Origin of the sequence: Acinetobacter sp. IK40 (assembly GCF_035615075.1) — a bacterium.
In the GTDB taxonomy this organism is placed as follows: Bacteria; Pseudomonadota; Gammaproteobacteria; order Pseudomonadales; family Moraxellaceae; genus Acinetobacter; species Acinetobacter courvalinii.
This window is the reverse complement of sequence record NZ_JANBOE010000003.1, coordinates 194,338-215,072: the sequence shown is the minus strand read 5'-3', so window position 1 is coordinate 215,072 and position 20,735 is coordinate 194,338. Positions and strand designations below refer to the sequence as shown.

Below are 20,735 nucleotides of genomic sequence, written 5' to 3'. Positions count from 1 at the left end.
AAATGAACAATCAACATTCTGCACTTAACGCACGTAAACAGCAAGCCACACCACGTGGTGTGGGCGTGATGTGCCAGTGGTATGCGGCAAAAGCCGAAAATGCCACCATTTGGGACAAGGACGGTAATGCCTTTATCGATTTTGCCGGCGGGATTGCAGTGTTGAATACCGGTCATCGTCATCCCAAGGTGATGGCCGCGGTGACTGAGCAACTCAGCAAGTTTACCCACACGGCTTATCAGGTTACGCCTTACGAAAGTTATGTGGCTTTGGCAGAACGGATTAATGAACGCGCGCCGATTGCGGGGGCTGCCAAGTCGGCTTTCTTTACCACAGGTGCCGAGGCGGTTGAGAATGCCGTGAAAATTGCACGTTCATATACCGGCCGTCATGGCATTATCACCTTTGGTAATGGTTTCCATGGCCGTTCATTCATGACCATGGCCATGACCGGTAAAACAGCGCCGTACAAACGTGATTTCGGAGTGATGCCAGCAGGGGTGTTCCATGCGCGTTATCCTGTGCCAGCCAAAGGCATCAGCGTCGATGCAGCTATTGCCAGTGTTGAAGATATTTTCAGTGAAGACATTGCCCCGCATGACGTGGCGGCGATTGTACTGGAGCCGGTGCAGGGTGAAGGCGGTTTCAATGTGGTACCTGCCGAGTTCTTAAAGCGTTTACGTGCCTTATGTGACAAGCATGGTATTTTACTGGTGGCCGATGAAGTCCAAACCGGTTTTGCACGTACAGGTAAACTGTTTGCCATGAACCATTACGAGACCAAAGCCGATCTGATCACCATGGCAAAAAGCCTGGGTGGCGGTTTCCCGATTTCAGGTGTAGTGGGACGTGCCGACGTGATGGATGCACCAAACCCGGGTGGTCTGGGCGGAACTTATGCAGGTAACCCGATTGCGGTTGCGGCAGCCCATGCGGTGATTGATGCGATTGAGCAAGAAAAGCTGTGCGAACGTGCCAATGAACTGGGTGCCGAGCTGGTCGCTGTGCTTAAACAGATCCAGCAGGCATCGGGTGAGGTGGTGACCGATATTCGTGCACTCGGATCGATGGTGGCGGTTGAACTGGAAACGGCTGAGCAAGCAAAAGCTGTACAAAATTATGCAATGGAAAACGGTTTGTTACTCCTGACTTGCGGTAAATACGGTAACGTTATTCGTTTCTTATATCCATTAACCATTCCTACTGCACAATTCCGTCAAGGTCTGGAGATCTTGAAACAAGGTTTTGTCGCATTGAATCCACAGCGCATAACAGCAATGGAGCAACCTGCATGATTCAAAACAATTTGCAGTATCTGTTAAAACATCCCGATATTGCATTTAATCAGCCTGCATCCAGTGATTATATTGAAGTCAACGATGCAGCAACTGGCGATACATTGGCTTGGGTCAAAAGCTATGACCGAGCGGCCGTTGATGCGGCGATCCAGCGTTCTGCCCAGGCGCAGGTAGCCTGGAAAAAGCAAACTGCACTGGCGCGTGCCGATATATTGTTGAGCTGGTACAACCTGATGCTCGAGCACAAGGAAAATCTGGCGCAGATTCTAACCGCCGAACAGGGTAAACCGCTGGCGGAAGCCCGTGGTGAAATTGCCTATGCCGCTTCTTTTATTCGCTGGTTTGCAGAGCAGGCACGCCGTATTGATGGTGAAGTGTTAACCTCAACTCAGCCGAACCAGCGTTTGCTGGTGATTAAGCAAGCCATTGGGGTAACGGCGGCCATCACACCGTGGAATTTCCCTGCGGCAATGATCACCCGTAAGGCAGCACCTGCAATTGCAGCGGGTTGTAGCATGCTGGTCAAACCCGCAGAGCAAACCCCATTAACCGCTTATGCCCTCGAAGTCTTGGCCTTACAGGCCGGCTTGCCAGCCGATATCTTAATCAATATCAGTGGTGATGCGATTGAAGTCGGCAAGACTTTATGCGAAAGCGACATTGTGCGGAAGCTCAGTTTTACCGGTTCAACCCAGGTCGGTCGTATTTTGATGCAGCAATGCGCACCAACCATTAAAAAGCTTTCGCTGGAATTGGGAGGGAATGCACCGGTACTGGTATTTGATGATGCCAACCTCGAGCAGGCCGTGCAGGGCATTATGGCCAGCAAATACCGCAATAGCGGCCAGACCTGCGTGTGTGCCAATCGTATCTATGTACAAGATGGCATTTACGATGCTTTGGCAGATCGTCTGGTGGAAGCGGTGTCCAAGTTGAAAGTGGGCGATGGCCGTCAGGAAGGTTCAACCCAAGGACCGTTGATTGATGAAGATGCGATTACCAAAGTTCAGTCGCATATTACCGATGCAACTGACAAAGGTGCGACGCTACGCATTGGTGGACAACGTTCGGCTTTGGGTGGAACATTCTTTGAACCGACCGTGTTGACGGGCGTTACCCAAGACATGAAGGTGTCGAAAGAAGAAACCTTTGGGCCGCTGGCTGCTTTATTCCGTTTTAAAACCGAAGACGAAGCGGTGGCAATGGCGAACGATACCGAGTTCGGTCTGGCGGCGTATTTATTTACCCAGAGTACAGCCCGTCAATGGCGAGTCGGTGAAGCACTGGAATACGGCATGGTCGGCATCAACACCGGTGCGATTTCCAATGAAGTTGCACCTTTTGGTGGTGTGAAACAGTCGGGCTTAGGCCGCGAAGGTTCAAAATTCGGTATCGAGGAATATACCGAAATGAAGTATCTGTGTGTGGATTTATCTGAATAAGACCTAAAAACGTTTTATGTCTTAGTTTAGCAATGCTCTACACAGCACAAGTTTGATAAAAAGCCAGTCATGCCCATTCATGACTGGCTTTTTTCATTCTGACTGGGCTTAGCGGGCCGAGTCCAGTATTTCATTATTCTGAACCACAGCCTGAGCTTTGCTGTAGCTTTCGATCAGTAACTGGTAGGCCGGGAAAATCTGGGTATAGACCTGTGCCCATTCCAGTGCATCATCACGGTTCCAGGTACGCTGGATTTCAGAGGCCACCGCTGCGGTATCCATTGGCACCACACCTGCCTGCACCACACGGGCCAAGGTAATTTCTTCTGCCATTTTGCTATAGGTGCCCGAAGCATCAATCACGGCAAATACTTTATAACCTTCGGCAACTGCACTAATCGCAGGGAAAGCCATACACACGCTGGTAATGGTTCCCGCAATAATTAAGGTATTGCGACCGGTTGCTTTGACTGCATTGACAAAGTCCGGATTGTGCCAGGCGTTGATTTCACCTTTACGGGCGATATATTGCGCATGCGGTGCATTGGCATGAATCTCGGGAATCAGCGGCCCATTCGGACCTTGCGGCACCGACGCTGTCGTGATCACCGGAATCTTGGCCAGACTGGCGATCTTGGCCAAGGCAGCAGCACGTTGGCGTAACTCGGGCATGGGCATATCACCGACGGTCTGGAATAAGCCACTCTGATGGTCGATCAATAGCATTACGGCATCATTGACATCAATCACAGGTGCCTGACCATTGAAATTTGCTGGTGTTGTCATTGTTGTATCCTCATTTTGTCTTAGGGGGTATAATTAATAATATAGACAGGACGATGACTGAAAAATATCTATAATAGGATATATTGTCATGTCAAAAGAACAATGCTGCTGAATACTGACAGGTTGAGCAAATAAGATGAAAGATTTAAATGACTTATATTTCTTTGTCAAAGTCATCGATTGTGGTGGCTTTTCTGCCGCCAGTCAGGAACTGATGGTCACCAAGTCTTTATTGAGTCGCCGCATCGCCGATCTGGAAGAACGTCTCGGGGTCAAGCTGATCAACCGGACCACCCGACAGGTCTCGATTACCGAAGTGGGTAAAATCTATTATCAGCATTGCAAGGCCATGTTGATTGAAGCCGAGGCAGCCGAGGAGGCCATCGAGTTTTTAACCGCTGCACCTCGCGGCTTGATCAAACTGTCTTGCCCGACCAATTTATTGCATATCAATATTAGCCAGATGCTGAATGAGTTTTTGCAGCTATATCCCAAGATCAGCCTGCATGTGGAAGCCACTAACCGCCGGGTTGACTTAATCAATGAACGTTTTGATCTGGCGCTACGGATTCGAACTTTGCCTTTGCCAGACAGCGATTTAATTGTGCGGGAACTGGCGCTGGCACGGCAGTTTATTGTCGCGAGTCCTGACCTGTTACATCAGTTTTATTCGATCAGTGAACCGCAGCAATTGACCCAGTTTCCGGTGTTGATGATGGAGTCTTTTGCACCTGAATATCATTGGCAATTATTTTCGCAGGAACAACAGGAACTGAAAGTACAGTGCCATCCACGACTGACCACTACTGATTTAACAGCATTAAGAGAAGCTACTTTACAAGGATTGGGTATCGCTAAATTACCGGAACTGATGGTGGCTGAAGATATCAAACAAGGGCGCCTGATTCATGTCTTGCCTGAATGGCAACCCAAGCCTGAGCTGATCCATCTGGTGTATACCTCCAGACGCGGCTTGCTGCCCTCAATGAAATTATTGATCGATTTTCTGGTCAAAAAGTTTGACGAACTGAAACAGCACAACTCGGTGTTGTATTAATCAGAGTCCTATAACGAATAGCCGCTGTCAGTTTTTGCCAATTCACGCAGGCCCTGCATCAGGGTCTCAATCAGTTTTTCCACCACCAGACGTTGGCCTTTACGGGAGGCATACACCAGTTGCACCGTACCGCGATTGGATTTCCATTCGGGCAGTAAATGAATGAGTTTGCCTTTTTCAATATCGGCTTGCACGGTCAGGTAGGGTAAGTCTGCAATACCGAGCCCATCACGCACCGCATAATACACACCTGCCAGATCATTACTTTTGACCCGTGGCTGATAGGGCACATCCACCGTTTCATCCCGCTTAACATGACATAAGTGCCAGTAATATTGATGTTTTTGTATACCTAGGGCCACGCTCGGATAGTGCTGCAAGTCTGAATAATGCTGGATGGTCTGACCTTGCAGTAATTCTGGTGCCGCCACCAGACAATGTTCGGTGCGGATCACGTCACGGACAATCAGGCTGGAATCCTGATTCGGTTCAAAACTGGTACGGATCGCGATATCAATATCATCATGTAGTACATCGACACGTCGGCTGGTCAGTTCCAGAGAGATGTCAACTTTGGGATAGTTTTTTAAGAACTGATTCAGTAATTTACGAATCTGGAAATGCATCATCAACGGTGGGCAACTGATCTTGACCGTACCTTGCGGTTCATTTTTCTGTTTCAGCAAGACATTCTCGGCACATTCCACTTGGGCAATGACCTTGCAGCATTCTTCATAGAATTCCTGGCCCAAATCGGTGACTTTAAAATGCCGGGTGGTGCGCTGGATCAGGCTGACATTAAACTTCTGTTCCAGTTCAATGATGCGACGGCTCAGCTTGGATTTGCTGATATTTTCAGCTTCGCTGGCCGCACTAAATCCGCCGTGTTTCACCACCAGATAGAAATAATGAAAGTCATCAAATGAGTTGATCAAGGCAAAGCAGATCCGGTAAATACGACAAGATCAGGATAGCATTAACTGTCCTGATCTTAATAGGGCGGTTTATTTTTCTGCGGTGTTGGTGAAATAGCTGGTCATCAAATTGCGGTAATCCGGAATGTGATTCGAGAATAAAGCTCCTAGACCTTCGATGTCATTGCGCCAGTCACGGTGCAGTTCACAGGCCATGCCAAACCAGGTCATCAGCTGTGCGCCGGCTTGTGACATGCGATCCCATGCAGCATCACGAGTGAGCGCATTAAAGGTACCTGAAGCATCGGTAATCACAAACACTTCAAAGTCTTCTGCCAAGGCAGACAGCGCAGGGAATGCCACACAGACTTCCGTCACCACACCGGCAATAATCAATTGTTTTTTACCGGTGGCTTTCACCGCCTTGACGAAGTCTTCATTGTCCCAGGCATTGATCTGGCCTGGACGGGCAATATAAGGCGCATCCGGGAACAGTTCTTTCAGTTCAGGCACCAGTGGACCATTCGGGCCATTTTCAAAGCTGGTGGTTAAAATCGTCGGTAAGTTGAAATATTTTGCCGCATCTGCCAAGGCCAGCACATTGTTTTTAAATTTGTCTGGATCAATATCACGAACCATTGAAAGTAGGCCAGCCTGGTGATCGACCAAAAGAACCGCTGCGTTGTCTTTGTCTAGGCGAATATAGTCTTTAGCCATTGTTGTATCCTCATGTTGTTGTAAAGAAGAAGACGGATAAGAATATGAATGTCCGTACTGCTTGAAATTATGCTAGTTAAATTTTTAAGTCAGATGAAGCACAAAAAATGAGACAAACAATATCAAAAATAGGATGATTGATTATATTTAGCTTTCAATAAGCTTTTTAATTTTTAAATTGTCCTATAGATAGAATAATGTGTTGCCATTCTGAGGCTATAAGCCCCCCTGTTGCAGGCGTAAAATAGCATCCAACAGCAGAACTTCTACTCTATAGGAGAAACCAGATGAAGAAAATTCTTGGTGTGTATCAGAACAAACACATGCACTGGGTCGGTGATGGTTTCCCGGTGTATAACCTGTTTTCGTATGACCGTTTAGGCCAGAGCCTGAGTCCATTTTTGTTGCTGGACTACGCTGCGCCTTATCGTTTTGATCCAACTACAGCGCAGCATGGAGTCGGTTCACACCCGCATCGTGGCTTTGAAACGGTCACTATTGCTTACCAAGGTGAAGTGACCCATAAAGACTCTAGTGGTGGTGGCGGAACCATTAAAGCGGGTGATGTGCAATGGATGACGGCCGGTGGCGGGATTCTGCATCAGGAATTTCATTCGCCTGAATTTGCCCACGAGGGCGGCTTGTTTGAAATGGTACAACTGTGGGTTAATTTGCCTGCACATTCAAAAATGACGCCAGCAAAATATCAGGCCATTGAAGCCGACCAGATTCAGCATATTGCTCTGGATGATGCAGGCAGTGAAATGCGCATCATCGCAGGCCAATATCAGGACGTGGATGGCGCCGCGACTACCTTTAGTCCGGTCAACGTCTGGGATGGCACGATTGTACAGGGTCAGCAACACAGCTTTTATGTGACCGAAGGCCATACCACGTTATTGGTATTGCTGTCTGGAAAAGTGAGCTTGAATGACGACCAAAGCATTGAAGCGCCGAGCCTGGTGGTACTGAGCCGTGAAGATATCGAGTTTAGCCTCAAGGCCGAACAGGACAGTAAATTCCTGATCCTGACCGGTCAGCCACTCAATGAACCGATTGAAGGTTATGGGCCTTTTGTCATGAACAGCAAAGCGGAAATCGTTGAAGCTGTACGTGATTTCAATAGCGGTAAATTTGGCCGGATGGAGGCTTGATTATGCAGTTAAATCAAGTGTCTATGTAAGAAAGCCCGTCACACCTTGAAGTGTGACGGGCTTTCGCTATAAGGGTCCTCTATTGATTTTTTTAATTTATTGTCACTTATAATTATTCAGCTTATTATGTGACTTTGTTCTCGTTCTTATATCAAAAGAATAGCGCTAAATTTGTGCTTTGCAAAGCCCCTAAAGCCATGAAAATGAAAAAATAAAGAATGTTCTGTATAGTTTTGTGGCCTAAAAGGTAATTTTTTGAATGGTTTCATTGGCTTAAGTGCAGAATCAGAATTGTGATAAAATGTAACAATAAATGAACAATGAAATTCAACAAAACACGGTCTGAAATGCTGAATCTGGTATTTTTTAATACCGTATTTGGCCCGAGTATCAGTCATAATCAAGAAAAATCATCAACTGATGGGACATAATTTTGGATATTGCAATTATTGGCAGTGGAATGGCAGGACTTGCCTCAGCCAGAATCCTACATGATGCAGGACATAAAGTAACGATATTCGAAGCGCTCGCAGGTCGAGGCATGGATAGTCATAGTATTGACTTTGATGGTGGCATTATTGATGCACCTTTGCGTGTCATGAATCCAAAGCTGTGGCAGAACACCCTGAGTCTGGCCAGCTACTTAGGTATTGAAACTTTCCCGGTACGCACTTTTATGGCGTGCAGCTGGCTGTTTGAAGATAAAACAGAGACTTGGCTCACCACCTCACGCAGCCGCATTGGTAACTTCCCGATCATTAATAACCGTAAAGGCATCCAGCAATATGGCTGGCGTCTGGTCAAGGGCATGTTGCAGCTGAAAACGGCAGTACACCAATTCTTTAAGTCAGACAAGCAGGACATTACCTTAGCCGAATTTATGAATCAATATCATATTGAGGAAGTGTTCTGGCATGGTACGGTGATGCCAGTGCTGTATACCATTTGTACCTGTCATCCCAAGACCATTGGTGAATGGCCAGCCAAACCTTTATTGGAATTTATTCGCCAGTTGACCGAAGGTGAAGCCTTATTGCGGATGAAAGGCGGTACGCCTGCGCTGGTCAGCCGCCTGATTGATGGTATTGAGATCCATAGCGGCTCACCGGTGAAGACAGTGGAAGAGCAGGGCGATAAAGTGCTGGTGGAAAATGACCAGGGCGAGCGCCAGCTGTTTGACCGTGTGGTGATTGCCACGCCAACCCCCGCGATTGAAGGTTTCCTGAAACAGCCGCAGTTTGCTGAAGATATTGCCTTGCTGAAAAAATTCCGTTTTGAAGAAGGTGATCTGGTCATTCATACCGACCCGATTGTGATGCCGCAACGCCGTAAAGACTGGGCGGTACTCAGCTATATGATGGACCGTAAATTTACCCGTCAGCAATTTACCGTGTGGATTAACTCGATTGAACCGACACTGGTCGGTAAAAATGCCGTGTTCCAGACCTGGTGTCCGGTGATTGACATTGATCCGAAGAAAATTATTTCCAAGGTCAAACTGACCCGTGCGGTGGTGGACTCGGAAACGGTCGCGTTGAATAAACAGATCCAGCAGCGTCATTTAGACCAGAACCGTAAAGTGTTTTATTGTGGTTCATGGTCATGTGATGGTTTGCCAATTTTAGAATCGGCTGTCACTTCAGCCATGCACATTTCTGAAATTTTAGGTGCGCCGTTACCTTTTGTTGGACTAAAACCAAAAGTGAAGGTTGCACCCGAACTCGGTTATTAATATGCGCTCCTTCAAGCAGGCACTGATTGAAAAAGTCATCGGGCATAAATATGCCATTGATGCCGGGCATCTCGGAGATGACGCAGCGCTTGCCTGGAGCAATTTGGGCTTTTGGCAGGACCAGCAGCAGGACTATGCGCTGGCTTGCCAAAGTCTGGCCGATCAGATCGCTGCTTCGCTACAACTCAAATCAACAGATCGTGTTTTAGATCTGGGCTGTGGACAAGGAGCGAGTCTATTACACTGGTTACAGCAATACCAGATTCAACAACTCAGCGCAGTTGAACTCCAATCTGCCTGTGTACAACGAATTCAAAAATACTTACCGCAAGTGCAAATTTATTGTGAAAATTTTTTGAATTTAAAAGCACTGCCACTTTTGAATTCATTTGATGCGGTGCTGTGTATCGATGCGGCTTATCACAGTGATTTGAATTCATTTCTCGATGCCGTGTGCCCGGTTTTAAATTCAAAAGGCCGAATCGCATTTCATACCTTGATGTGGTCAGAGAACTGGGCAAACTGTGGATATCTTCAACAGCAGCAATATCGCTATCTGTTAAAAGGTGCCGATGTGCATTGGCAGCAGCTGCTGGATCAGCAGCAGCTTGAGCAGACCTTGGCGCAGCAGGGTTTTGGTGAAATTCAGATTCAGGATTTTTCCGAACCGGTGTTAAAGGGTTTTGCTCAATATATTGAGTCGCGAAAAGCTGAAAAGCATGGTTTTGATTTTGCCCATTTCAAAATCGAGATGACTGCCAAGTTGTGCCGAAAACTCTATCAGGATGGATTAGTACGTTATATTCAGGTCAGTGCAGTAAAACAGTGAGAACAAGATGCCAAATCAATATAAAGGTTCATGCCTGTGCGGGGCGGTGAACTATCAGGCGGAAGTCGCGCCACGTTACCGTTTTAATTGTCATTGTCGTGATTGCCAGAAGGCTACGGGCTGTGCCTATGCGCCGATTGCATTCTTTCATCAATCTGAACTGAAAATTGAAGGCGAACTGAAATATTTTGAATCTCTGGGATTGTCTGGCAAGCCGATTCGCCGAGCTTTTTGCCCAACTTGTGGGTCGCAAATGTTTGGTTTGCCTGAGCTGGTACCGGAGATGATTTCAATTCGTGCAGGAACGCTGGATGATCCAAATCTGTATCAACCACAAGCAGAATGTTTTGTGAGTCATGCCAATGAATGGGATCTGTTAAATCCGGATATTTCGCATTTTGAGAAAATGATGGGGAAGAAAAGAGAATAAAGCGAGAAATGGTGCCGGCACACGGATTCGAACTGTGGACCTACTGATTACAAGTCAGTTGCTCTACCAACTGAGCTATGCCGGCAACGTGGCGAGAATTCTACAGAATCTGTTTAAAAAAACAAGCGAAAAAATAAGCAAACGGATGAATTTAATGGGCCTATGGAATTTTCGCCAGTTGCATCTTAATGATTTAGCGCATAAACAAAGGAATCAATGATTTCGCCTGTGTTTAAATGGGCTTTAACAGGCACACGTTGATAGCCTGCACCTTCGAATTCATCCAGTGCTTGCCAGTGTTGTACTAGATTGTCTGAGAAAAAGACAAAGCCAGAGACCTTGTTATCCGTCTGATCGAGCATAATCCCTGGAAAGCCGAGTTCTGCTCCCCAGCCTTGTTGTTTGAGCGTACCAAATACATGTGCCTCTGCCCATGTACCACCAATATTTTCCATAATATGGGCATTGGGACGGTTGGGTCCTAGAGTCCCGTAAACAAATAAACTGAGCATAGTGAAAGCTAGGGAAGTAAAAGAGGTAGGGTAGCAAAATTTTGATAAAAAGAGCATGTGTTTATAGATACATTATCAAAGTTAGAATTAATTTTTCCTAAATTTTGAATATTAAATAAAAGATGCTTTTTCTTTTCTGCTATATGCTATAGATGTCGATAGTCGAATTTACACCAATCTTTATTTGCAATCAGAGACAATGCAGTAGGTTTGAATATAGTTTTCCCAATCGGACTTTAGAAGATTCTTAAACTAATTCGAATTGATCTTTAATTTAAAAGGCTATTTGCATTATATGGTTGAAATTAGCTCTTCATCCAAATATTCATCATCACCATACAATTCAACTAGGGTTGGAATATACGCACCATATTCCAACTTAATTTTCTCTTGCTTGGTTGGAAATTCAGCTAAGCCTTCATAATCTTTGCTTGGTTTTAATGAAGATGATGGAGTCGTTAAAGTTGTAATAGATCGAGCTACTTTGTTATATAACATTTTTGCTCGAAGAACTTCAAAAGTATAGCCACGCCCCATTCGGTTCGCTACTTTTGTAATACCATTATGTCCCTCAGTATAAGCATTGGTAATTCTAATTGGTGCATCCCAGTAGGTGAATATATCCTCAAAGTTATTATTCACAGTTTTAGCAACGTCACGAAAAGACTTTAAATGCTTGGGAATATTACTTTCCCAATCATAAAATTTTTGTATCGCATCGACTTTAGTTGTTGCTTCATATATATTATAAAACTGTTCTTTGAGATCATAAGCTTCCTTAAATTCAGGATGCCATTTTTCTAAATTTCCTAAAATCCTTTGTTGATCTTCGGTCAATGAATTTGGTCGTCTAAGCAATATCCATCGCAAATGTTTTTTCATATTCAGTCGGGCATCACGGTCCAAACGACCTTGTAAAGATTTACGCTCAGTATCTAAGGCTACGCTTGCCATTCTCACCACATGAAATTTATCAATGACCAACTTGGCATTGGGTAGATGCAGATGGAATGATTTTTTCAAGGGTCGCCACATATCACTGCAAATCCATTCTACTTTGTCTGCATCAGGCAGTTTGGCGAAGTATGGCACCAAGGTATCTTGAGTCCTTTCAGGCAGCATGTCATACAAACTGTTCATAGCAAGGTTGGTAATGACACAGCGATATGTCCCCATCAATTTAAGTTCATCAACACCCATAATCGTTGGAGTTTCAAACTTAATATCTCGCTCTAATTCCTCCACGAAATCGAGAGTAATATTTTTAATAGTATTCACGACTACACCAGTATCTTCAGCAAGCTGTGTAAACGTTTTATCTAAACTATGCTTGCGTACCTGTTGAATCAGCCGATTTGTCGCTCTACGCTTTTCATCCAAGAAGCTAAGTTGAGGCGTGATCATGCTTTTGCATTCAGAACAGCGATAGCGTGTCCGTACCACCTCAAGTTTTACAGGCTGCATCTGTAAAGGGGTATCAGCAAACTGATTGATACGCTGACCGTGCTTATATAAGCGCCCACCGCATTTAGGACATGTTTCCAAATGATCACCGCTTGGTTGTACGGTAATTACAATACAGCTATCTTCATTGCGGTAATCTATGGGTTGAACGCCATCCAATTGCAGAATATCAATCATGCCAATACTCCATTTACATTAGACGATGTACATCAATAGTTTCATCCTCTTTAAGCAACTTATACAGCACCTTGATCACGTTCTGCATTGCTTGAGCATCGGTCTTGAGCAACAATGCCGATAAATCTTGATGTGAGGTCAGTGCCTGAATAATTGCAGCTTTGGTTGCTGATGGCAAATTACCTTGCAAAGCAGTAGATTCAGGATTGTTTTCAATCTGAGCCATGACCACATCATTTTTTCGAAGAATAGTGAGTAGATGATTGATATAAACCACTTGTTCTTCACGTGTGGAAATATCTCCGAAAATGTGTGTAATAAGCTCGATGATTTCTTTGAGATAGGTCATTTTGGTGGGTTGAACATCACCATTGGCTGTGCCTTGGATTGGAGCTAATGGTTGGGGGGCGTCTGCACCACCATCGGTTTTGAGTTTCTTTTTAAAGATACCAAAGCCAGTCAGCACCAAGCCTGAAATATCAATTTCTTTTGTTGACAGTCCATTTAATCGTTTAGATAACAATTTGGTAAATGCCGAGAAATTTTCAAGTTCAGGATCACCAAAGTCAATCAACTGTGCTACATAGGAATAGATACGGCTAAATTTATCTAAATTGCCTTTAAAGCGCATTAAAGTTTGTAATTCTACGTCCAATTGCTTGCGCTCAAATTCGGCTTTTTCCGCGCCTTCATCATTACCATCTGCTTTAGCCTGATCGAACGCTATTTCTTGTAGCTCAATCGCCTGTTTCAGCATTTTTAGCTTTTGGTTAAACAGTCGAGCAACACGATCTGTCGATTTAAATAGGTCAGGATGGGTGGTTTCTTTAAAATTATGATTGCTAATATCACGGATAGTTTTAAAACGAGCCGCTTTAAATTCTACTAAGTCATCTTCGGTAATCAGATCAAGCTCTTCAATATTATCTTTGATGGTATAAACCACATTGGGGTCTTGCACATCAACCATTTTTGCCCCGTTATCGTATTTTTCAAAGCACTCTAAAATCCATTCAGGATCATTTACAAAGTCAATGACGAAGGTTTGATCTTTACCTGTCGTGGTGCGGTTTAAACGTGACAAGGTTTGTACCACTTCAACCTCATTGGCAATCACTTTATCAAGGTACATGGCGCAGAGTTTAGGTTGGTCAAAACCTGTTTGGAATTTATTCGCCACCACCATTAAGCGATATTCAGGGCGGTCAAAGGCAATGCGCAAGTCAGAATTAGGAGCATCGGCATTCATACTGGCTTCGGTAAATTCGCTATCTTCACCGACTTGAAATAACGCACCACTTTCGATATCAGCATCCGCTTCATGACTGATCTGTTTGCCCGTGAGCTTGCCCGAAAATGCCACCAAAACACGATAGGCACTGTATTCAGGGTTATCTTCAATATATTTTTCCAAGGCAATTTTATAACGTGCTGCCGCAGGTCGTGAACTGGTCACAATCATGGCTTTGGCTTGACCATTGAGTAAATTGGCAACATTGTGGTGAAAATGCTGAATAATAAACTGTACCTTTTGCGTGACGTTAGTGGCGTGTAAAGTCATCCAACGAGCTAAGGCTTTCTTTGCTGCTCTAGAATTGACTCGTTTATCATCATCGACCGCATCACCGCCCAGTTTAAACGCAGTTTTATAAGGCACGTAGCCTTGCAGTACATCTAAAATAAAGCCCTCATCAATCGCTTGGCGTTGTGGGTACAAATGAAAGGATTCAGGCAAATTTTCATCACTTGCAGGCTCACCATTTTTGGTACGCCCAAATAGCATTTTAGTCGAGTGTTTCGGGGTGGCAGTAAAGGCAAAGTGACTGATATTTTTTGATTGCACACGGGCTTTTTGAATCTGCTCAAGCAATTCCTCAATCGTCAGGTTAGCCATCGCTTCACCCGACTGTAGCGCTAAAGTCGCTTGTAGTTTTGATGCTGTTGAGCCTGTTTGAGAGGTATGCGCTTCGTCAATCACAATACCGTAATTACGGTCGCTTAAACTGGTATTGGTCAGAATCGCTTCCATTACATGTGGAAAGGTTTGAATCGTTACAATAATGATCTGTTTATTAGACAATAGGGCATCTTCAAGCTGTTTGCTTTTCGATTTTCCTGCATGTTCTTTGTCATCGCGGTTAATGGCAGCAATTAAGCCTTTTTGATGGTCGAGTTGTTGAATCGCTTCCTGTAACTGATCATCTAGTACCGTTCTATCTGTCACCACAATGACAGAGTTATAAAATGGAGTACCGTCATTGTGACGTAAGCGCACCAATGAATGACACACCCAAGAGATGGTTGAAGTTTTACCTGAGCCTGCACTATGTTCACACAGATAATTCAGTCCTATGCCTTTGTCTTGCACATCGGCAATGATTTTATTGACTGCATCAAACTGGTGGTAACGTGGAAAAATTAAGCGTTCCTGTACTGTCCAATTACCATATAGATCAACTTTGTTTTTCTTTTCCACATAAACAAAGTTATGGAAAATTTTCAGCCAATTATCACGTTGGCAGACATAGTCCCAAAAATACGCCACGGGGTAATCTTCACCTTTGGATGCATTCGCAGGAGGATTGCCTGCTTTACCTTCATTGCCTTTATTAAACGGCAAGAAATAAGTGCTTTCACCATCTAAAGCGGTGGTCATGGCAATTTCAGATTCAGACAAAGCGAAATGCACAATTGCACCACGTTTCGGGGTGAGTAGTGGCTCTTTACGTCTTGTTTTTGGGTCTATCGGCTTACGGTCATTTTTGTACTGTTCAATGGCATCTTCTAAAGACTGGTTAAACTCGGTCTTAATTTCTACTGTTGCCATCGGCAAGCCGTTAATAAAAAATACAAGGTCTAAAATGCCTGCATCTTTGGATGGATGATATTTGAGTTGAGGTACAACTCGTAGAATATTCGCATTATAGCGGTCAATGACGGCTTGATTGCGTCCATCTTCGGGTGCACTCTCACTAAGGTCGATTGTGCCTGCACCCGCCATGCTAAAGCCATTACGGAAGATATGGATTGTGCCTTTTTTATTTAGTTCATCATCCAATCGGTCAATGATACGTTGCTCAGTATTACCGCCATTGAGGGCTTGTAATTTTTCCCATTTTCCAGGCTGTGTGGTTTGAATCCATGTGATTAAATCTTCGGGGTAGAGCGCATACTCAGTATGATAGTTTCTACTTTGTCCTGCCACCCATCCTTGTGCTTGCAGCTTTTCTACAATGTAGGCTTCTAAATGACTTTCGTAATGGGCTTTGTCTGACAATATATTCATGCGATTCCCCTTATTCTTAATTCTGTTGTAATGCATGTTGCCAAAATGGGTCTTGATGCCATAGCTCAGGCATTCCCATATTGGCTTTGGATAGTGATGGATACTGCTCAATTAAATCTTTGAGTCGTTTTGCCCATGTAGAATTTGGGCTGATCATATAAAGTAAAGTTTGCATTGCCACCAAAAGCATATAGGTGCGCTTCTCATAGCGGATTGAGGTATTACTCAAGGTCACAGGGTTGTGCAACCATTGAATCGCATTTGAAGTTGGAATTTTGATGCTGCGACCATGTTCTTTATTCCACAGTCGGCTATGATGAGCACATAGGTTACGCACATCATTGAGACTTTTCAGCCACGACTCCAAGACTTCGGCATGCAGTCCTAAATTCTGGGCAATTTGTTTTTTTGCAGGATTGGATTTTAGCCCAACATAGAGATGGCTCAGTTCACCCCAGGTTAGCATTTCGATCATCATCCATGATGGCGGTAATTTCGGGCTGTCATATTTAGATAAGTAGTGGCGTAAGAAGTTTTCTTTACGAACCTTGTCTTTCAAAGCATCTTTATCAGCTTGCGAAAGTGGACGTTTATCAATGGCTTTTTCATCACGCTCTAAACGGCTTTTTTCATCCAGTAATTGCCGTTCAATACTAGCAAGTAAACGCATGTGGGCATAGTTCGGACTAAAATGCTGTTCATCGGTGTACCAAAAAGCATCACCCGATTGATGACACAGTACATTACAAATTTGTGCCCGTATTGCCACTTCAATACGTTCAATCGCATCCATGACCAAGAGCCTTAGCTCTCGATCAAAGATATATAGGTTGAGTACATCATCAAATGTAGTATTAGCTTTGAATTGATGCAATACGTTTGAATTGGCTGTGACAGCTTGCTGAAAAGGAATGGTATAAGCCGATAAACGATAGTAGCCTATAAAACTGAGATAACGGTCTGCTCGTGCAAGATCAGGAATGACTAATCCACGCTGTTGCCATGTTGTGATATGGTCTTGGCTAGTTTTTGCTTGTTTAGTGAATTGAACCATCACAATTTCTCAGGCAAAAAAAACCTGCCGATTTGTGCGTGAACAAGTGAACTTGAACAGAGGCATGGCAGGTATGTTGATAAGAATCATGCAATATGATCGACCAAAAGTAAAGCTAGATTTACAATTTAGTGAAAAATTCATGTGCTTAACTCCCGTACGTCAATTTTTCCTGTGACAGCATGGGAGATAATGGATGAGCGATATTCTTTGAGTTTTTCAATAAGCTGTTTTTGATTATGAATAAGTCGATTAATCACAAATGATTTCTTCTTAATATATAAAACTATATCTGATTGCTCATTTTTAGGTGGTAATGGTAATGAAAATGCTAGCATATCTACGATACTTAAGCTTGCTTGGTTTGCCGTTCCGTGTGCGAATAAATCCAAGTAATTTCTATATGCTTTTGACAATAATGTATAATAGAGAAAAACTTGATCAATTAAAGGCTTAGAACGGAAAATCACAGTATTCTGATTTAACAAACAGCCCTCTAAATCTTCAGGTAATAATCCAATTTGCCCAACAGCACTGTTACTTACTTCAGGTGTACTACCAACCGTACTAATAATAATATCGTCAGTATATAACTGATATTTTTTATATTCATCAAACTGATCTTTATCTATAAAAGTACTTGCTTCTAAAATAGAGCCATTTTTAATGTCAGAGGCTTTTGTTATACCTATACCATTGTCATCTTCTTTAAAAAGATGACTAGAAAATGCAAAACCTTTTTGTGTTTTTACCAAATGCTTTATGGGTGTTAATTCCCAATGCTCAGGTACATTCCCCAACCATTCCACACCACTATCTTTCATTGGTGCATTTGGATTTAACCCTTTAGTTACAGCATGAGAAATAATCGACTTACGCTGTTCTTCCAAAAGCTCGATTAACTTTTCTTGCTTGCTAATGAGGTTGTTAATTCGGGCAGTTTCGGTGTCGAGGAATGAAACTATGTGTTTCTGTTCATCCTTGTTCGGTAAAACCACAGGCATTTTATTTAATTCGTCCATCTTTAAAGATTGACGCATACCTTCGCCCATTGAATAAAATACTTTCTGTAAATCGTACGCTCGAAATAAATAATTATAAAAATCTGCATTTTGCTTAGTTGTTACAGAAATATATGCAGACGTAATAATCCCATGATATTTTGATATAGCACTTCTTAAGCTACGTTTGTCATTTTGCAAGTCAGTAAAACGGAAAACAATGTCATTCGGTTTAATAATTTGATAAGTTTCAAAGGATTCAGGCAATAAACCTTTGTTATCATCAATATTCTTTTCTTTTATGTTTCCATAACTTAAAGATAAAACATTGATTTCTTTTAGACCAATATTTTTCTTTTTGTTTTCATCAAAAATATAACCAAATCTTTTCAGATTCCAATGGTTAGGTACATCACCTAACCATTCCACGCCACTAGCTTTATAACTTGGATATTCTTTAAATTGCATGATTAAATCCTCCCAAGTAATTGTGCGACTTCGGCAGACAGCTCTTTAATTTCAGCCATAATCTTATTTGGGTGGCGTGGCTGCTCAAACACATAGAAATAACGGTTAAAGTTAATTTCATAACCCACTACACCGACTTGACCGTCTTTGCTATCGGTATAACTAGTATCAATCACCGCATCAGGAGCATGAGGTAATACCTCTTTTTCCATATATGTAGCAATATCTTGATTTAATGGGATGTTTTCATAATCGGTGAGGTCGTTATCCATTTGCACTTCACCATTAATTTCAACGGCATCGGCATCAGGATTTTGCACCCCAAACGCAGAGATCAAGGCATTTTTAAAGCCTTTACTTACTTTGTTGAGGGGCAGATTTTTCAAGAATGTATTCTCAAACCAAGCATAGTCTTTGCTGTCGCCAAACTGCTGATCAATATAAGCGACTACTACACTCTGGTCACTGTCTGATAACTTGCTAAATTCTTTAGCTTCTTTAAATACGTTAAGTTTTTCAGCATCAAAAACTAAATCAATGCGTAACGGACGTAATACTTTTACTCTGCGATAGCCAAAGTCGGTATAGTCAAAAATCTTGCTGATCGGGCTTTCTTGGAAGTCGGCATAAATACGTGTGATTTCATCAATCGAATTTTGATCGACAAATTTACGCTTGTTACCTTCATTTTTACGCATGGTTGCACCCATGCCTGTAGCATCAATAAGCTGTACTTTTCCTTTACGGTGTTCAGGCTTACGGTTTGAGATCAACCAAATGTAGGTACCAATAGTTGTACGGAAGAAAATATCTGTCGGTAATGCCACAATCGCTTCAAGAAAATCATTTTCTAAAATAAAACGTCTAATCTCGGATTCACCCGAACCCGCACCACCATTAAAAAGTGGTGAACCTGATAGCACAATCGCACCACGACCACCTTCATTTTCAGGCTTTTCTAACTTAGAAATAAGGTTTTGTAGGAACAGCATCGAACCATCACTTATCTTTGGCAAACCAGCACCAAAACGCCCTGAAAAACCTTTTTCATTATGCTCTTGTTGTACTACAGCAGCATCTTTTTCCCATTTTTTACCAAAAGGCGGGTTGGAGCATTGGTAGTGAAAACGCTGACCTGAAAAATGATCATTACTTAAAGTACTGCCTTGTTTAATGTTTTGTGATAAATCACGGCTTGGGTCTGATTCTAATTTTTTAAGTAACATTGAACCCAATGCAACAGCATGTGTTTGAGGTTCTAATTCTTGACCATACGGTACAAGTACGGGAGCAACACTATATCGATCTTTATAACTTTCCACATAGTTCATCATATCGGTTAAAAAACCGGAAGTACCACAGGTTTGATCGTACACGGTACGAATTAAACCTTGTTTTTGCTCAAACAAATCATTATCAGGCTCAAGCAATAAAGTCGCTGCTAAATGCACAATATCACGAGGGGTCATAAAGTCCTCTGATCCTGTACCCACTTCCGCACCAAAACGTGCGATCAAATGTTCATAGACATTACTCATGGTACGGTCAGGGACAACGCTTGGATGCAAATCAATGGTGGCGAAGTTATTACAGATACGCAAAAGCAAATTGGCTTTGGCTAATTTATTAATCGTATTCGCAAAATCAAATTGTTCAAAGATGACACGGACGTTATCTGAGAAGTTAGCAATATAATCTTCTAGGTTGGCTTTTGTTTTTGTTCCACCTAAATTAGATAAATTATAATTAGAGGTATTGTAAAACGGATTCCCACTCACATTCTTGAGAATGTCATCCATCATCATGCCTTGATCTTTGAATTGGTTATAAGTATTGAGAACGACATTTTTAGTTGGCTCAAGTACACATTCCAAACGTCTTAATACAGTAAAGGGCAAAATGATTTTACCGAATTCTGTATGCGGAAAATCACCCCAAAGATCATTTGCATTACTCCAAATAAAACTTGCCAGTGTAGATTCAGTATTGTTTGGAGCAGAAGCCATTTTGATTTTCAACCTTATTTTGCAATGATTAAATACTATGTAATTAATGCAGGCTTTTCAACCTTAGAATGCAGATTTTAAAATTGATTTGCTTAAAGAGTTTCAACCTTAGATTGCAAAAATTCGAATTGTTGAGTAAAAAAATAAGGTGAGATTTATGAAAATCCCACCTTATATTGCAAATAGCTATTTAAAATTTTAGAGAATTTTGCTTAAGCTAAATATGATATAAACAAAAAAAAGCTTAAATCCTTCGATTTAAGCTTTCTCATTTCATGCAAACACATGCATCAAAATTCTGGCGGTGAGAGAGGGATTCGAACCCTCGATACGCGCAAACGTATACACACTTTCCAGGCGTGCTCCTTCAGCCACTCGGACACCTCACCAAGGTGTGCGATAGTAACC

Annotated in this window: 16 protein-coding genes and 2 tRNA genes; 7 read left to right on the top strand and 11 right to left on the bottom strand. The window is 42.9% G+C overall.

From position 1 onward, the window contains the following. Positions 1-2: 2 nt before the first annotated feature. Together gabT and MSG93_RS07360 are read left to right on the top strand one after the other, a co-directional pair. Entirely contained in the window at positions 3-1,295 is a 1,293-nt protein-coding gene (gabT, locus tag MSG93_RS07365; RefSeq protein ID WP_324621204.1) for a 4-aminobutyrate--2-oxoglutarate transaminase, read from the top strand. Then, positions 1,292-2,740, top strand: coding sequence for an NAD-dependent succinate-semialdehyde dehydrogenase (locus MSG93_RS07360; RefSeq protein ID WP_324621203.1), 1,449 nt, complete (start codon positions 1,292-1,294; stop codon positions 2,738-2,740). Before gabT ends, MSG93_RS07360 begins: the two co-directional genes overlap by 4 nt. 108 nt (positions 2,741-2,848) lie before the next feature. On the opposite strand, the gene MSG93_RS07355 is transcribed toward MSG93_RS07360, so the two are convergent. Beyond that, the gene (locus MSG93_RS07355; RefSeq protein ID WP_005282519.1) at positions 2,849-3,526 is read right to left on the bottom strand and encodes a hydrolase; all 678 of its coding nucleotides are present in this window, start codon (positions 3,524-3,526) and stop codon (positions 2,849-2,851) included. Between the two features lie 136 nt (positions 3,527-3,662). On the opposite strand from MSG93_RS07355, the gene MSG93_RS07350 reads away from it, so the two are divergent. After that, positions 3,663-4,583: a LysR substrate-binding domain-containing protein gene (locus MSG93_RS07350; RefSeq protein WP_324621201.1), complete on the top strand. Its 921-nt coding sequence runs from the start codon at positions 3,663-3,665 to the stop codon at positions 4,581-4,583. A gap of 8 nt (positions 4,584-4,591) precedes the next feature. Here MSG93_RS07350 and MSG93_RS07345 read toward each other — a convergent pair whose 3' ends face one another. Continuing rightward, positions 4,592-5,518, bottom strand: coding sequence for a LysR substrate-binding domain-containing protein (locus MSG93_RS07345; protein WP_324621200.1), 927 nt, complete (start codon positions 5,516-5,518; stop codon positions 4,592-4,594). 69 nt (positions 5,519-5,587) lie between these two features. After that, complete coding sequence (gene ycaC / locus MSG93_RS07340) at positions 5,588-6,214, bottom strand: isochorismate family cysteine hydrolase YcaC (RefSeq protein ID WP_324621198.1); 627 nt, start codon at positions 6,212-6,214, stop codon at positions 5,588-5,590. A gap of 287 nt (positions 6,215-6,501) precedes the next feature. Here ycaC and MSG93_RS07335 point away from each other — a divergent pair, with 287 nt between their 5' ends. The 4 genes from MSG93_RS07335 (at position 6,502) to MSG93_RS07320 (ending at position 10,359) form a co-directional block, all read left to right on the top strand. Beyond that, positions 6,502-7,368: a pirin family protein gene (locus MSG93_RS07335; protein WP_324621197.1), complete on the top strand. Its 867-nt coding sequence runs from the start codon at positions 6,502-6,504 to the stop codon at positions 7,366-7,368. A 433-nt stretch (positions 7,369-7,801) separates the two neighbouring features. Next, positions 7,802-9,100 (top strand): FAD-dependent oxidoreductase, encoded by a 1,299-nt coding sequence (locus tag MSG93_RS07330; protein WP_005282532.1) that lies wholly within the window; start codon positions 7,802-7,804, stop codon positions 9,098-9,100. A 1-nt stretch (position 9,101) separates the two neighbouring features. Next, positions 9,102-9,929, top strand: a complete 828-nt coding sequence (locus tag MSG93_RS07325) for a class I SAM-dependent methyltransferase (RefSeq protein WP_324621195.1) — start codon at positions 9,102-9,104, stop codon at positions 9,927-9,929. A gap of 7 nt (positions 9,930-9,936) precedes the next feature. Next, the gene (locus MSG93_RS07320; RefSeq protein WP_324621193.1) at positions 9,937-10,359 is read left to right on the top strand and encodes a GFA family protein; all 423 of its coding nucleotides are present in this window, start codon (positions 9,937-9,939) and stop codon (positions 10,357-10,359) included. A gap of 9 nt (positions 10,360-10,368) precedes the next feature. On the opposite strand, the gene MSG93_RS07315 is transcribed toward MSG93_RS07320, so the two are convergent. The 8 genes from MSG93_RS07315 to MSG93_RS07280 form a co-directional block, all read right to left on the bottom strand. After that, positions 10,369-10,444 (bottom strand) — tRNA-Thr (locus MSG93_RS07315). A gap of 100 nt (positions 10,445-10,544) precedes the next feature. Next, the gene (locus MSG93_RS07310) at positions 10,545-10,871 is read right to left on the bottom strand and encodes a gamma-glutamylcyclotransferase family protein (protein WP_324621191.1); all 327 of its coding nucleotides are present in this window, start codon (positions 10,869-10,871) and stop codon (positions 10,545-10,547) included. Positions 10,872-11,162: 291 nt separating this feature from the next. Further along, entirely contained in the window at positions 11,163-12,512 is a 1,350-nt protein-coding gene (locus MSG93_RS07305; RefSeq protein WP_324621189.1) for an ISL3 family transposase, read from the bottom strand. Between the two features lie 13 nt (positions 12,513-12,525). After that, entirely contained in the window at positions 12,526-15,798 is a 3,273-nt protein-coding gene (locus tag MSG93_RS07300; protein WP_324621188.1) for a type I restriction endonuclease subunit R, read from the bottom strand. A 16-nt stretch (positions 15,799-15,814) separates the two neighbouring features. Beyond that, a complete protein-coding gene (locus MSG93_RS07295; protein ID WP_324621187.1) occupies positions 15,815-16,852 on the bottom strand; it encodes an Abi family protein in 1,038 nt (345 codons plus the stop codon). Positions 16,853-16,992: 140 nt separating this feature from the next. Beyond that, positions 16,993-18,321 (bottom strand): restriction endonuclease subunit S, encoded by a 1,329-nt coding sequence (locus MSG93_RS07290; RefSeq protein WP_324621186.1) that lies wholly within the window; start codon positions 18,319-18,321, stop codon positions 16,993-16,995. Between the two features lie 2 nt (positions 18,322-18,323). After that, entirely contained in the window at positions 18,324-20,327 is a 2,004-nt protein-coding gene (locus tag MSG93_RS07285; RefSeq protein ID WP_324621185.1) for a class I SAM-dependent DNA methyltransferase, read from the bottom strand. A gap of 299 nt (positions 20,328-20,626) precedes the next feature. Next, positions 20,627-20,716: transfer RNA gene (locus MSG93_RS07280), tRNA-Ser, on the bottom strand. Between the last annotated feature and the right edge of the window lie 19 nt (positions 20,717-20,735).

Excerpts from the sequence above, each read along its gene's own strand:
- gabT (WP_324621204.1), top strand. The coding sequence starts at position 3 with ATGAACAATCAACATTCTGCACTTAACGCACGTAAACAGCAAGCCACA.
- MSG93_RS07360 (WP_324621203.1), top strand. The coding sequence starts at position 1,292 with ATGATTCAAAACAATTTGCAGTATCTGTTAAAACATCCCGATATTGCA.
- MSG93_RS07355 (WP_005282519.1), bottom strand. The coding sequence starts at position 3,526 with ATGACAACACCAGCAAATTTCAATGGTCAGGCACCTGTGATTGATGTC.
- MSG93_RS07350 (WP_324621201.1), top strand. The coding sequence starts at position 3,663 with ATGAAAGATTTAAATGACTTATATTTCTTTGTCAAAGTCATCGATTGT.
- ycaC (WP_324621198.1), bottom strand. The coding sequence starts at position 6,214 with ATGGCTAAAGACTATATTCGCCTAGACAAAGACAACGCAGCGGTTCTT.
- MSG93_RS07335 (WP_324621197.1), top strand. The coding sequence starts at position 6,502 with ATGAAGAAAATTCTTGGTGTGTATCAGAACAAACACATGCACTGGGTC.
- MSG93_RS07325 (WP_324621195.1), top strand. The coding sequence starts at position 9,102 with ATGCGCTCCTTCAAGCAGGCACTGATTGAAAAAGTCATCGGGCATAAA.
- MSG93_RS07320 (WP_324621193.1), top strand. The coding sequence starts at position 9,937 with ATGCCAAATCAATATAAAGGTTCATGCCTGTGCGGGGCGGTGAACTAT.
- MSG93_RS07310 (WP_324621191.1), bottom strand. The coding sequence starts at position 10,871 with ATGCTCAGTTTATTTGTTTACGGGACTCTAGGACCCAACCGTCCCAAT.
- MSG93_RS07305 (WP_324621189.1), bottom strand. The coding sequence starts at position 12,512 with ATGATTGATATTCTGCAATTGGATGGCGTTCAACCCATAGATTACCGC.
- MSG93_RS07300 (WP_324621188.1), bottom strand. The coding sequence starts at position 15,798 with ATGAATATATTGTCAGACAAAGCCCATTACGAAAGTCATTTAGAAGCC.
- MSG93_RS07295 (WP_324621187.1), bottom strand. The coding sequence starts at position 16,852 with ATGGTTCAATTCACTAAACAAGCAAAAACTAGCCAAGACCATATCACA.
- MSG93_RS07290 (WP_324621186.1), bottom strand. The coding sequence starts at position 18,321 with ATGCAATTTAAAGAATATCCAAGTTATAAAGCTAGTGGCGTGGAATGG.
- MSG93_RS07285 (WP_324621185.1), bottom strand. The coding sequence starts at position 20,327 with ATGGCTTCTGCTCCAAACAATACTGAATCTACACTGGCAAGTTTTATT.